The 12,931-nt window shown below is 73.8% G+C and carries 14 protein-coding genes and 1 pseudogene; 3 read left to right on the top strand and 12 right to left on the bottom strand.

Going from position 1 to position 12,931, the window contains the following annotated elements; translation table 11 throughout:
- Positions 1-182: 182 nt before the first annotated feature.
- The 5 genes and pseudogenes from LUTJ29_RS0111370 to LUTJ29_RS0111345 form a co-directional block, all read right to left on the bottom strand.
- Complete coding sequence (locus LUTJ29_RS0111370) at positions 183-1,601, bottom strand: DNA polymerase Y family protein (protein WP_027072624.1); 1,419 nt, start codon at positions 1,599-1,601, stop codon at positions 183-185.
- Positions 1,602-2,017: 416 nt separating this feature from the next.
- Positions 2,018-2,620, bottom strand: a pseudogene (gene imuA / locus LUTJ29_RS19070) (translesion DNA synthesis-associated protein ImuA); the annotation flags it as partial.
- Position 2,621: 1 nt separating this feature from the next.
- Positions 2,622-3,227 (bottom strand): transcriptional repressor LexA, encoded by a 606-nt coding sequence (gene lexA / locus LUTJ29_RS0111360; RefSeq protein WP_027072623.1) that lies wholly within the window; start codon positions 3,225-3,227, stop codon positions 2,622-2,624.
- Positions 3,228-3,352: 125 nt separating this feature from the next.
- The gene (locus LUTJ29_RS0111355; RefSeq protein ID WP_027072622.1) at positions 3,353-3,703 is read right to left on the bottom strand and encodes a thioredoxin family protein; all 351 of its coding nucleotides are present in this window, start codon (positions 3,701-3,703) and stop codon (positions 3,353-3,355) included.
- Between the two features lie 750 nt (positions 3,704-4,453).
- Positions 4,454-5,884 carry an MFS transporter gene (locus LUTJ29_RS0111345; RefSeq protein WP_027072620.1) on the bottom strand — a complete coding sequence of 477 codons (1,431 nt, stop codon included), beginning with the start codon at positions 5,882-5,884 and terminating at the stop codon, positions 4,454-4,456.
- Between the two features lie 264 nt (positions 5,885-6,148).
- Here LUTJ29_RS0111345 and LUTJ29_RS0111340 point away from each other — a divergent pair, with 264 nt between their 5' ends.
- From LUTJ29_RS0111340 to LUTJ29_RS0111330, 3 genes are all read left to right on the top strand, one after another.
- Positions 6,149-6,532 (top strand): hypothetical protein, encoded by a 384-nt coding sequence (locus tag LUTJ29_RS0111340; RefSeq protein WP_027072619.1) that lies wholly within the window; start codon positions 6,149-6,151, stop codon positions 6,530-6,532.
- A 54-nt stretch (positions 6,533-6,586) separates the two neighbouring features.
- Positions 6,587-6,784, top strand: coding sequence for a hypothetical protein (locus tag LUTJ29_RS0111335; protein WP_027072618.1), 198 nt, complete (start codon positions 6,587-6,589; stop codon positions 6,782-6,784).
- A gap of 132 nt (positions 6,785-6,916) precedes the next feature.
- Positions 6,917-7,678 carry a spermine synthase gene (locus LUTJ29_RS0111330; RefSeq protein WP_027072617.1) on the top strand — a complete coding sequence of 254 codons (762 nt, stop codon included), beginning with the start codon at positions 6,917-6,919 and terminating at the stop codon, positions 7,676-7,678.
- Here LUTJ29_RS0111330 and LUTJ29_RS0111325 read toward each other — a convergent pair.
- The 7 genes from LUTJ29_RS0111325 to LUTJ29_RS0111300 form a co-directional block, all read right to left on the bottom strand.
- Positions 7,656-9,005, bottom strand: coding sequence for an MATE family efflux transporter (locus tag LUTJ29_RS0111325; protein WP_027072616.1), 1,350 nt, complete (start codon positions 9,003-9,005; stop codon positions 7,656-7,658). The genes LUTJ29_RS0111330 and LUTJ29_RS0111325 overlap by 23 nt on opposite strands.
- A gap of 39 nt (positions 9,006-9,044) precedes the next feature.
- Positions 9,045-9,353, bottom strand: a complete 309-nt coding sequence (locus LUTJ29_RS0111320; RefSeq protein ID WP_027072615.1) for a hypothetical protein — start codon at positions 9,351-9,353, stop codon at positions 9,045-9,047.
- A gap of 525 nt (positions 9,354-9,878) precedes the next feature.
- Complete coding sequence (locus LUTJ29_RS18850; RefSeq protein ID WP_198012677.1) at positions 9,879-10,184, bottom strand: hypothetical protein; 306 nt, start codon at positions 10,182-10,184, stop codon at positions 9,879-9,881.
- Entirely contained in the window at positions 10,169-10,354 is a 186-nt protein-coding gene (locus LUTJ29_RS18845; protein ID WP_198012676.1) for a hypothetical protein, read from the bottom strand. Before LUTJ29_RS18845 ends, LUTJ29_RS18850 begins: the two co-directional genes overlap by 16 nt.
- Before the next feature lie 210 nt (positions 10,355-10,564).
- A complete protein-coding gene (locus LUTJ29_RS0111310; protein ID WP_027072614.1) occupies positions 10,565-10,897 on the bottom strand; it encodes a DUF3325 family protein in 333 nt (110 codons plus the stop codon).
- Complete coding sequence (locus LUTJ29_RS0111305; protein WP_027072613.1) at positions 10,890-12,563, bottom strand: PepSY-associated TM helix domain-containing protein; 1,674 nt, start codon at positions 12,561-12,563, stop codon at positions 10,890-10,892. Before LUTJ29_RS0111305 ends, LUTJ29_RS0111310 begins: the two co-directional genes overlap by 8 nt.
- A 12-nt stretch (positions 12,564-12,575) precedes the next feature.
- The gene (locus tag LUTJ29_RS0111300) at positions 12,576-12,923 is read right to left on the bottom strand and encodes an iron uptake protein (RefSeq protein WP_232221203.1); all 348 of its coding nucleotides are present in this window, start codon (positions 12,921-12,923) and stop codon (positions 12,576-12,578) included.
- Positions 12,924-12,931 lie beyond the last annotated feature (8 nt).

Here is a 12,931-nt window from a genome sequence, read left to right as displayed (position 1 = left end):
ACCCTCCCCCGCACGCGGGGGAGGGAGCAACAGCGCGTGCGACCTGCTTCCACTCCTTCCCCCGCTTGCGGGGGAAGGCCGGGATGGGGGGCGCGCCACAGGCGCGCGTTGGATGACGCGAGCATCTGCCCTGCCCCCACCCCAACCCTCCCCCGCACGCGGGGGAGGGAGCAGGAACGCGTTCACGAAAACCACCCCTGCAGCATCCAGTGGCCCTGCTCGCCCGGCGGGGCGAAGGCCCAGGCGCGCTGGCCCTGCGAGGTTTCGATGACGTAGTAGTCGCGGCGCGCGTCCTCGCCGTCCCACCAGCCGCTCTCCAGCCGTTCGGGCCCGGAAACGATGCGCGGGCGCGGGTCGCGCAGCGGGATCGGACGCGGCAGCAGCCAGCACGGACGCGGCGGACGCGGCGGCGCCTCGTCGATGTCGACCGCGCCTTCGGCCACCCGCCGCCACGCGCGCTCGGGGCGCGGGTCGCCCGAGGGTGCCACCGCGTACACCGCCTCGTCGCCCAGGCGCGCGCGCAGCCGCTCGCGCAGCTGCGGCCACGGCAGCTGCTGCTGGTTGCGGGCGTCGAACAGGTCGCGCGAGGCCGGCGCGAACGGCGGCAGTTCGCGCGCGACCAGGCGCACGCCGACCACGGGCCGCGCCAGCCGCACCTTCTCCAGCCGGGTGCGGGTGACCTCGAACAGCATCGCCGGATCGCGCTCGGCCGAAAGCAGGCCCACCTCGACGTCGGTGTGCCCGACCTCGTGTTCGAGCCGCAGCACGAAGCGCTGCACGCCGCCATCGCGCATCGACAGGAATGTGCACAGGTCGCCGACCAGCCGCCGCAGCGGGAACAGCAGGGCCATGTGGCTTTCGACCTCGTAGCCCAGCTCCAGGCGCGCGTCGAAGTGGTCCGGGGGCTGGTAGCAGTCGAGCGGATCGTCGGCCTCGCCGTAGAGGCGGTCGAGGTGGTCGGGCAATTCCCGGCCGAAACGCCGGCGCAGCGCGTCGCGCGGCAGCGCGCGCAGGGCGCCGAGGTCGCGCACGCCCATGCGCTGCAGGCGTTCGCCGCAGTCGCCGGGCAGGCGCGCGCGGCGCACCGGCACCCGGTCGAGCGTGGCCACCATCGCGTCGCGGTGCATCAGCGCCAGGCCGTCGCGCAGGCCGGCCAGCACATGCGCGGCGCGTGGCGTGGGCGCGAGCGCGATGCGGTGGACGAAGCCCAGCGCCTGCAGCTCCTCGCGCAGGCGGCGCTCGATCCGCGGCCACGGCCCGAGCAGGCGGAAGCTGCCGCGCACCTCCAGCACCAGGCAGCCCGGCCACTGCGCGCTCACCAGCGAGCTGTGCCGGTACGCCCAGGCGGCGAGGAAGCGCTGCCAGCGCGCCTCGGCCTGAGGGTCATATTCGACCATGGCGAAGTCGGGCAGCAGCGCGTGCGCGGCGACCAGGCGCATGCCAGGACGCAGCCCGGCCGCGGCGGCGGCGGGGTTCACTGCGTGCAGGGTGCGCAGCTGCGCCGGCCCGGTCACCAGGGCCAGCGGTGCGTCGGGCTCAGGCAAACGGCGGAGGACGCCATCCAGCGCCAGTTGCGGCAGCAGTACGCAGGCCCAGAGCATCGACGTCAGTCACGCGCGGACGGCGCAGGCGCCTGGACGAGCAGGAGCTCGTGCTGCGCACTGTCGCTTGAAGCGGATGGGCGCGCGTCGAAGGCGTGCGAGGCCGCGACGCGGGGTTGCCCCCACCCCGGCCCTCCCCCGCGCACGGGGGAGGGGGCAACAACGCACGCATCGCCTTGGCTCCTTCCCCCGCTTGCGGGGGAAGGTTGGGATGGGGGCGAGGCGGAGGCGCGGGGGGCAACGATGCCGGCTTGCCCACGCCCCGGCCCTCCCCCGCGCACGGGGGAGGGAGCAACAACGCACGCGTCGCCTTGACTCCTTCCCCCGCTTGCGGGGGAGGGAGCAGATGGCTCGCGGGCGGGAAAAGGAGCCACGGGCGGCACGCCGATGAAGATGGAATCGGGCTCCGGCACGAACGGCGCCGACGGCACCGGGCCGCCGCGGCACTTGCGCACGTGCCAGGCGATGCCGCGCTCGCCGCGCACCGCCTCCAGCCGCAGCGCGGCCGGCGACGCATTGGCCGCATGCCGGCGATCGCGCAGGGCGAAGCCCAGGCAGCGGCCGCTGTCGGCCGCCACCTGCAGCCGCCGCAGCGCGCGCGCGTCGGCCTGCTGCGGCCAGCCCAGCACCGCGCCGCAGGCGCCGCTGCGCAGGCACTGTTCGAACGCCCACAGCGCATCGCGCGGCGCGGCCTCGACGATGCACAGCCGGGACAGGTCGAGGCCCGCCGCCTGCCACGCCGGCGCATAGGGCACGTAGGGCGGCGCGATCACCGCCACCCGCTCCCCCGCGCGGGTGCAGCGCGCCAGCGTCGGCATCAGCAGCGCCAGTTCGCCCACGCCGTCGGCCGGCAGCAGCAGTTCGGTCAGCGCGCGGCGCGGCCAGCCGCCCTGGGGCAGCAACGCGTCGAGCGCGGCGTGGCCGGTCGGCTCGCCGTCGGCGGCCTGGCGCGCGCTGCGCCCGGCGTGCCACAGGGTGCGCGCGGCGAGCAGGTCCTCGAGTGCGACCACGGCCGCCATGTCAGCCCCGCCGCACCAGGCCGCAGTACACGCCTTCGATGGCGAAGTCCTGCCCGGGCTGGACCTCGATCGGCGCGTGTTCGGGATTGCGCGGCAGCAGCCGGATCCGGCTGCGCCCGCGTTCGAGCCGCTTGATGGTGATCTCGCCGTCGATCCGCGCCACCACCACCTGGCCGCTGCGCGCCTCGCCGGTGCGCTTCACCGCCACCAGGTCGCCGTCGAAGATGCCGTCGTCGCGCATCGAATCGCCTTTCACCTTCAGCAGGTAGTCGGGCTTCTCGGCGAACAGGGCGCGGTCGAGCAGCAGCAGTTCGTCGCTGCCGATGTCGGCGCCGATCGGCACGCCCGCCGCCACCTGGCCGAGCACCGGCAGCGGCAGCTGGTCGGGGCGGCCGGGCAGTCGCAGGCCGCGCTTGCGCCCGGGTTCGAGCTCGAGCAGGCCGTCGGCCACCAGCGCCTGCACGTGCTTCTGCGCAGCGTTGCGCGAGGCGAAGCCGAAGGCCTCGGCGATCTCGGCCAGGCTCGGGGCGCGGCCGGCGGCCAGTTCCCGGCGCAGGAAGGCCAGGACGGCGGCGCGTTGCGGGGGAAGGGCGTCGGCGGGGCTCATGGTGTACATTTGTACACCCATCGGTCGCAGGAGGCGAGATCCGCCGTCGCGTTTTGCGGTGCCGCCGTCGGCCTGGCGGATTCACCAAGGTGAACCGGCCCGGGAAGTCCCGGGGCGCCTCGAGGTCAGCCCGGCGTGGCGCCGTCGCCGGCCTCCGCCAGCACGTCGACCAGGGGCTGCAGATCGTCGATCACCCGCGGCCGCACCACCCTCGCCTGCTCATCGCCGTCGCGCAGCAGCACCAGGGTCGGCCACAGCTTCACCCCGAAGGCGCGGCCGAGCGGGCGGCCCTTGCCGTCCTCGACCTTGACGTGGGTGACGTCGTCGCGGCCTTCCAGCAGCGCGCGCAGCGGCGGCTGCGCCGCGCGGCAGTGCCCGCACCAGGGCGCGCCGAATTCCAGCAGCAGCAGCCCCGGCGCGGCCTCGAGTTCGGCCCGTGCCGGTGCGCGCGTCGCGAACTCCTCGCAATAGCTCATGCGTTCTCCTGCGGCGCGTGCCGTGCACTGTGGGCGACCACGCCCATCCGCCACCATTGGACCAGCGATCCCGTTGCGACCGGAAGCCCGGCGCGCCACGGCGCCGGGCGGTCGCCCACGCGGCCTACCTGCCGCGCGCGGGTTTCTGTGAGCATCGTCGCGCTGGTGCTGGCGTGGTCGTACCTGCGGCTTCGACGCTCCAGCCGGCGGCTGGCCGAAGCGAACGCGCAGCTCGACCACGAGAACGCGCACGATGCCCTCACCGGCATCCGCAACCGGCTGCACTTCCTCCGCCGCTTCGAGTCCCTCAAGTCCATGGCGCCGGGCCGGGCGATGCTGGTCCTGCTCGACCTCGACCACTTCAAGGGCATCAACGACCGTTTCGGCCACGCCGCGGGCGCCGACGTGCCGCGCGAGGTGGCCAGGCGCCTGGCGGCCACCATGCGCGATCGCGACGTCGTCGCGCGCTGGGGCGGCGAGGAGTTCATCCTGCTCGCGCCCGGCATCGGCGGCCAGACCAGCGCGACGGACATCGCCGGACGCCTGCTCGACGCCTTGCGCGCCGCGCCGGTGCCCACGTCGGGGCGGGAGCTCGCGGTCACCGTCTCGATCGGATACGGCGAGATCGAACTCGGCCCGGACACCAGCCTGGACCTCGAACTCGAGCGCATCGACGCCGCCCTGTACCGGGCCACGCACGACGACCGCGACCGGGCGGTGGCCGCCGGCGGCTGGGCACGCGGGGGTGGATCACGCCTGCGGACGCGCCTCGGGCTTGGGCTCGGTGACTTCCTTGCCGGGCTCGGCGCGGCCGGCCATTTCCGCCGCGGCATTCGCGGGCAGCCGGCGCAGCTGCCACGCCGAACCCATCGACAGCAGGCCGACGGTGAGGAAGGCGAAGGTGAAGTTGATCGCCGCGTCCTCCTCGCGGCCGGTGACCACGCCGGCCAGGCTGAGCGCGAAGCCACCGACGGTCACGCCCAGCGCCAGCGCCAGCTGCTGCGCCATGGCCGCCAGGCTGCTGGCCTGGCTCATGCGCGCCTGGTCGATGTCGGCGTAGGCAAGCGCGTTGAGGCTGGTGAACTGCAGCGACCGCAGGAAGCCGCTCGCGAGCAGCACGCCGACCATCAGCGCGTACGGCGTGTCGGCACGGAACAGCCCGAACCCGCACAGCAGCAGCGAGGCCGCCAGCCCGTTCCACAGCAGCACGGGCCGGAAACCCACCCGGTGCAGGATCGCCGGCGCCACCGTCTTCATCACCATCGCGCCCGCGGTCGAGGTGAAGGTCACCAGGCCCGACTGCAGCGGGTCGAGCCCGAACGAGAGCTGCAGCATCAGCGGCAGCAGGAACGGCGTGGCGCCGGTGCCGATCCGGAACAGCGAGCCGCCCAGCACCGAGGCGCGGAAGGTGGGCACGCGCAGCAGGTCCAGGCGCAGCAGCGGTTGCGGATGGCTTCGCGCATGGCGCACGTACAGCGCCAGCAGCGAGGCACCGGCCAGGCCGCAAGCCGCCAGCACCGCGCCCGGCACGAGGCCACGGCCGATCGCCGAGAGCGCGAACATCGCCAGCGACAGTCCCGCCGCCGACAGCGCGAACCCGCGCACGTCCAGCGGACCCACCGCCTGGCGCAGTTCGGGGATGTGGCGCCATGCCAGCCACATGCCCAGCACGCCCATCGGCAGGTTGACCAGGAAGATGAGGCGCCAGTGGGTGTAGGTGGTGATCGCGCCGCCGACCACCGGCCCGAGCATCGGCCCGAGCATCGCCGGGATCGTGAGCCAGCTCAGCGCGCGCACCAGTTCGGACTTCTCCACGCTGCGCAGGAGCACCAGGCGCCCGACCGGCACCATCATCGCCCCGCCCACGCCCTGCAGGAACCTGGCCGCCACCAGCTGCCCGAGGCCGCTGCTGGCCGCGCACGCCAGCGACCCGAGCAGGAACACGCCGATCGCGGCGATGAACACGCGCCGCGCGCCGAAGCGGTCGGCGATCCAGCCGCTCACCGGGATGAACACCGCCAGCGCCAGCATGTAGGTGGTGAGCGCGAGCTTGAGCGCGACCGGCTCCACCCCCAGGTCCGCGGCGATCTGCGGCAGCGAGGTCGAGATCGCCGTCGAGTCCATGTTCTCGATGAACAGCGCGGTGGCGATGATCAGCGGCAGCAGGCGTTGCGGCGACAAGGCGGGGGCGGTCGTGGGTGGAACCCCATTGTCGCCGCAGGCGACGCGACGGGGGCGTATGCGGCGGTCCGCCACGCCCGGGCGCCCGGACGCGATGCCGCGGCCACGACCGCGCGGCCCGGCGGGTTCATCCATCTGAACCCCGGCGTGCGGCTTTCACGGCGCGCTTCCGCGCCTTCGCCCACAGTGGCTCCCGTACAGGCGCCGTTCGACTGCCTGACCCCCTCTTGAATCCCGAAGGACCCATCCCCAATGTCCGGCCCCATGGAAGACCGCACCGCCGCGTCACTGCACGCGTCCGCTGCAGGCTCGCGCGCGCTTCCTGCCGCGGCTCCGCCGCGGGCGCGCAGCGTCCTCGACGAATGCGTGGACGAATTCACCCGCCGGCTCCAGGCCTGCATGGCGCTGCCGGACGACGACGACCGGTTCTGGGAACGCGTGCGCTCGGACATCCGCGACCTGCGCGCGCGCTGCCAGCCCGAGGATGCGTTCGCCTTCGAACTGAAGGCCGCCCGGGTGCTGGCCGAATACGGCTTCGCCGCCTGCCCGCCGGAACTCATGGCGCCGCTGCCGGCCTCGCATGCCGAAACCCCGGGGCCGCGCGCCTTCGCCCTGCCGGCCGGCGATCCGGGCACCCGCGCCGCCTGACCCCCGGTGCCGCCGGCCCGGCGGCGCCGACGCCTTGCCCCCGGGAGACGCCCGATGACCACGCCCCTCGGCGACCGGCCGCTTCGTCGTGAACTGGACATCGACGGCCGGGCATACACTCTGCGAATGGACCGCGACGGCCTGAGGCTCGCCCCGAAGGGCCACCGCCGCGGCGTGGAACTTCGCTGGCGCGATCTGGTCAGCGGGGATGCCGCCCTGGCCACCGCCCTGCAGGCGTCACTGCAGGATTGATCGCCATGCCTTCATGATGACGGCATGATCGCCGAACATCGGCGAATTCCGGCCATCCTCTGGCAGCCAACTTGCACCCCCGGCCCCCAGCCGCGAGGATGGGGGGTTTCCTCCACCCGAACAGGAGTCCCGATGCACGCATCCATCGGCCATCGCGCCGGATTCCAGCCCCATCCCGCGCCGGCCCGGCCGGCCCCCGCCAACCTGCTGGCCGACGAGCACACCGGCTTCCAGCACGTCGTGGTCACCCGCCATCCCCGTTTCGGCGGCCAGCTGTTCCTCGACGACGACCTGCAGATCTCCGAATCCGACACCGCCTACGGCGTGGCCATGGCCAGCCCGCTGCTGGAGCTGCACCGCCCCGCGCGCGTGGCGATCCTCGGCGGCGGCGACGGCGGCGTGCTCAACGAGCTGCTGCGCGCGTTCGCGCCGCTCGACGCGCCCCCGCCCGCGATCACCATGGTCGAGATCGACCGGCGCGTGATCGAACTGTCCCGCCAGTACCTGCCCGCCCTGTGCGGCGACGCCTTCGACAGTCCCCACGCCAACGTCGTGGTCGGCGATGCGTTCGCCTGGATCGACAAGGCGCGCGACCTCGACGCGGTGATCTACGACCTGACCATGGACCCGGTGCGCGAAGGCCAGAGCCGGGCCGACTTCATCGCCGGCATCGTCGCGCGCATCGCGCGCGCCCTGCGCCCCGGCGGCGTGCTCAGCATGCAGTGCTGCGGCCACGGCCTGCGCGACGCCGACGACCGCGCCACGCGGCGCGAACTGCTGCCGCTGATCCGCGACGCGGTCGACGCCCACTTCACCGACCGCTGCGAGCAGGGCGTGCTTGTGCCGTCCTACCGCGACCTGTGGACCTTCCTCAGCGCGCGCAAACCGGCGTGACCGCGCGCTCCAGGCGCAGGTAGTACGGCAGCAGCGCAAGCGCCCGCGCCACCACGAATACCACGAACGAGGCCCACAGGCCGTGGTTGCCCCAGTGCGCCACGGCGGGCCATCCGCACAGCACGAACACCGCCAGCGACGCGACCGACGCGTTGCGCATCGCCCGCGTCCAGGTGGCGCCGATGAAGATGCCGTCGAGCTGGAACGCGGCCACCGACAGCAGCACGTACAGCCCCACCCAAGGCAGGAAGGCACGCGCCCCGGCCACGACGTCCGGCAACGACGTCAGCAGCGACACCACCGCCGCGCCGCCCAGCCAGATCGCCAGCGCCAGCGCCGCCGCGGTGGCCCCGGCCAGTTCGCTCGACAGCCGCACCGCGCGCCGCAGCCGCGCGCGATCGCCGGCGCCAACCGCCGCGCCCACCAGCGCCTCGGCCACGAATGCGAAGCCGTCGAGGAAGAAGGCGCTGAACGACACCAGCTGCAGCAGCAGGTGATTGGCGGCGAGCGTGGCGTCGCCCAGGCGCGCGCCCTGGCTGGTGAACCAGCCGAACCCGGCCAGCAGGCACAGCGTGCGCAGCATGATGTCGCCGTTGGCCGCCATCATCCGCCGCAGCCGCACAGCGTCGCGCAGCCGCGCCAGCGGCAGGAACGGCTCCCGGTCGCGGTGCCGCGCCCGCAGCGCCCACCACAGCACCAGCGCCGCCACCGCGCACGTCGCCCACTCGGCGATCGCCGTACCCAGCCCGATCCCGCGCGCGCCCATGTCGAGCACGCCGGCGAAGTACACGTCGAGCACCGCATTGAGCCCGTTGAGCAGGAGCTGCACCGCCATCAGCGTCCGGCTGCGGCCGAGCCCGATCAGCGCGCCGCTGAAGGCATACAGTGCCAGCGCCGCGGGCGCGCCCCAGATCCGCGCCTGGAAGTAGGCCGTGCCCTGCCCGCCCACGGCGTCGCTGGCGTCCATCAGCGCAAACCACGCCGCCGCCAGCGGCCACTGCAGCAGCACCAGGCAGGCGCCCAGCGCCAGCCCAAGCAGCAGCGAGCGCGCCAGCGTGGCGCGCACTTCCGCCTCGTCGCCGGCGCCGTCCGCCTGCGCGATGAAGCCGGTCGTGGCCATGCGCAGGAAGCCGAAGCTCCAGTACAGCACGTTGAACAGCAGCGCGCCCAGCGCCAGCGCGCCGAGCCCCGCGGTATCGCCGTAATGGCCGATGACCGCGGTATCCACCAGCCCCAGCAGCGGCACCGCGGCATTGGCCAGGATGATCGGCCAGGCCTGGCGGGCGATGCCCGCGCGCGTGATCGCGGAGGTTGGCGTGGAGTGCATCGCGCCATGATGCCGCATGGCGCGGGCCTTGCCGCCGGGTTACAGCCGCTCGACCTGCATCGCCCGCACCAGCACCTCGTCCTGGTCGAAGCGCTGCTCCAGCTGCCAGCGGTAGTGCGCCCACCAGCCGTGGTCCAGGTGCGCCGTCATCACTTCCAGCAGCACCACCTCGTCGCGCCGCACCGCGCCGTCGTCGTCTTCCCATGCGCCAAGCGCGGGCGAGCGGACGAAGGCGGTGACGCCGCCGAACACTTCGGTCAGCTCGGCGCGCGCCTCGTCGAACAGCGTCCGCGGGAAGGCGGCGCCGTCGTTGTCGCGGAGGGGAAGGAACAGCTGGACCAGGTGCATGGCGCGGACGGCGTGCGGATCGCCCCGAACCATCGCACGGCGGGCGTTGTCGCGAGGTGGAACGCAGGGGCGGCAAGGTCCGGTGGCCTTGCTGCGGATGTTCGCGCCGGAGAGTGCCCCCATCCCGGCCTTCCCCCGCGAGCGGGGGAAGGGGCAGCGACTGCCCGGTCGCCTCCATCGACCGTTACACCCCCCTCCCCCGCGCGCGGGGGAGGGTTGGGGTGGGGGCAAGCTCCAGCCGACGCGCGCCGCAAGTCCTCGCGTCCGGCACGGCCCCCGTCCCGGCCCTCCCCCACAAGCGGGGGAAGGGCCGGGGCCTGCCCGGCCGCCCCATGCCTCTGCCCGTCACACTCCCTCCCCCGCAGGCGGGGCAAGGGGCAGGGCCTGCCCGGTCACCCCCACCGCCGTCACACCCCCTCCCCCGCTCGCGGGGGAGGGCCGGGGTGGGGGCGAACCATGCCCCCGGCAACGAAAAAGGGCCCCGCAATCCGCGGGGCCCCGGCCGCGCGCGAGGCGCGGCGCAACTCAGCGGCCGTCGCCGTCCGCGTCGCCCGGCAGCGCGCGCTCGACACGGTGCCACGCGGCACGGGTCGCGTCGCGCGCGCGGTCCCACTCCAGGCGCGAGCTCCCGCGGCCGCGCTCGTACTCGGCACGCAGGTCCGGCTCGGCCTGCTCGAAGTCGCGGTCGGCGAACCGCGCGCGGCCTTCGTAACCGGTGCGGTAGGCCGGCGCATAGTCCTCGTAGCCGTACTGCGGATCGTGGTAGGTCTCGGCGCTGTAGTGCTCGCGCCAATAGGCGTCCTCGACCGTCGGGTTCACCCGTTCGGCCATCGACTTGCCGCCGAGCCCACCGGCCCGGCCACCGAGCCGACCGCCGCGCCCGCCACCCCACCCGCGGTCGCGCCCACGCCGGTGCCAACCGGGTGTGCGCCCGGGGTGCCGGTGATCGGATCGCGGTTGGCGTCGCCGTGTGCATGCCTGTCGTCGTTCTGGTTCGTCATCGAAGTGCTCCCTGTCGGTGTGTCGTTGCGTGCGTCCGGCGGATGCCGGCCGACCGACAAGGTGCGCGCCGCGACGTGAGTGGCACGTGTGGCGCGCGGACTTTTTCCTGAATGCGTTTCCTGCGCGGATTCACCGACGTGCAGGTGGTGTTGTCGACCGGCAGGGGCAACGTCCGCCGCCTGCCACCTTGGCCAGGACGCTCGACCTCGTCAGCGCACCCGCCCACGCATCCATGGCGCAAGCGCGCGCAGCCAGCACGGCCGCCAGGCCAGCGCGAACGCGACCGCGAGCGCGGCGCCGCTGAGCGTCATGGCCCACACCAGGACCGCGATGCTCGCGTGGTCGGCGCCCAGGCACAGCACCAGCGCAAGCGCCACCGCCGCGGCACCGAGCGCGCGATGCAGCCGCAACAGGCCTGCGGGCGCATTCCGCCCCCATGCCTGTTGCACGTGCGCGGGCAACGAGAGCGCCAGCCAGCCCATCCCCGCCAGCGCGCAGGCGACGGCGGCCAACAGCAGCCACGCGCCGGAGGAGTCATGCATGGCGCGGCTCCGGACCGACCGCATGCCGCGGCGTGGCGACCGCCCTCGCCCGCCGCCGCAATCGCCATGCGCCGGCCGCGGCGATCGCGGCCGTCGCCAGCAGCGCAAGATCCACTCCCGCCACCGGCCAGTTGCCCGCACCCAGCGTGCGCAGCAGGTGGTCGCCGGTGGTGATCCAGTTGAGCACGGCCGCCGAAACCGCGAGCACGGCGATCGCCGTCGCCTGTTCGCGCCACGCCGGATTGGGCAGCCCCTGCGCGACCGGCGCGCTGCGCCACGCCGCATGCAGCAGTGCGGCCATCCACGTGCCCCAGAACGCGCAGCGCTCCCAGGTCGCGCGCGCCGGCAGGTCCTCGGGCAGGAGCCGGTTCGCGACCAGGATGCCCAGGGCCGCCAGCACCATGCCGGTGACCGCCGCCACCGCGAGCGCATCGACCACGCGTGCGCCCTGCCGGCCCTGGCGCGCATGCTGGCGCTTGCGCTTCTCGACGAAGAAGACGAAGCCGGTGGCGATGCACACGGCGCCGGCCAGTCCGCCGAGCACGTACAGCCAGCGCAGCAGCCAGTGGCGGAAGTGCTGCAGGTGCAGCCCGGTCAGGAACTGCGCCATCCGCTCCACCGGGGTGGGCGCGGGATCCTCGCGGATCAGCTCCCCGGTCGCGGCCCGGTAGTGGATGCCATCGCCGACCAGGGCGATGCGGTCGGTGCCCGCGCGGTACACGCTGACGTAGCCGTTGGCATCGCCCACGTGCTGCAGCACCAGGAAGCCGACGTCGCCGGCCTTGCCGTCCTCGGCCCAGCGGCGCCGCGCGTCGGCCACCATCGCGTCCACGTCCGCCAGCCCGGCCGCCACGCCGGCGCGCTCGTGCGGCAACCCGGTGCGGCCGGCCTCGAGGCGCGCGTTGAGGTCGTGCAGCTCGTGCAACTGGGTATGGCCGACCGGGAAGTAGTAGGTCGCGGCGAAGATCAGCAGTCCGGTCAGCGCGAAGAAGAAGTGGAACGGCAGCGCCACCACGCCGGTGAGGTTGTGCAGGTCGAGCACCGAGCGCAGCCGCGCGCGGTCGGGCCGGAAGGTGAAGAACTCGCGGAACAGGTGCCGGTGCATCACGACGCCGGTGGCCAGCGCGGCCAGCATCACCAGCGCCGACAGGCCCACGATCCAGATGCCGAGGTTCCGCCAGTCCAGCGTCAGCCCGTAGTGCAGCGGGAAGAAGAAGCCGCTGCCGACCTTGAGCCGGTCGTCGGGCAGCGGCCGGCCGTCGCGCGGGTCGATGGTGGCGTCGGCCCACAGCAGGTCGCCCGCGTGCCTGGCATTGGGCACGACGAAGCCGGCGAACAGCTGCAGCACCGGATCGCGGTGGGTGGTGTAGGCGCTCCAGGTCCCGACGGTGTCGTACTGCGCGGGCATCGACCCGTCCACCCTCGGGCGCATCGCCTCGATCGCCTCGGGCGTGGGCTGGATGCGCTCGAACGCCGGCCGCAGCACCGCGTCGAACGACGGCATCGGCTGCGGCTCGAACCGCGTCGCAGGGATCGCCCAGCGGTCGATCTCGCGGTCGAACACCGACAGCGCGCCGAAGAAGAACGCCGCCATCAGCACGAAACCCAGCACCAGGCCGAACCAGGTGTGCACCCATGCCATCGCCTGGCGGAATCCCTGGAACATGTTCCCTCCTCCTCAGGCCAGCAACGCCTGCACCAGCGACGCGACGCCTGCGAGCACGGTGCCCCCGCCCGGCAGCACCACCCACGCCAGCCATTCGCGCCGCACCGCGAACGCCCACAGCAACGCCACCAGGAGCGCCAGCACGCCGAGCAGGCTGGACAGGAACTCGGCGTCGTGGAAGCCCATCCCCGCGGCGTACATCAGCGCCGTCCCGGCCGCGACCACGCCCCAGGCGAAGGCGTAGCCCCCAAGCACCGCGACCAGCACGCGCGAGGCGAAGCGCAATCTGCGCCGGCGGCCCGTGGCGCTGGCGATGGCGGGGCTGGCGCGGGACATGGCGGTGGCCTCGTCGTGGCTCATGGGGCGCA

Origin of the sequence: Luteimonas sp. J29 (assembly GCF_000472505.1) — a bacterium.
Classification (GTDB): domain Bacteria; phylum Pseudomonadota; class Gammaproteobacteria; order Xanthomonadales; family Xanthomonadaceae; genus Luteimonas.
Note: the sequence above shows the minus strand (reverse complement) of the source record. Positions and strands in the feature narration are given on the sequence as shown.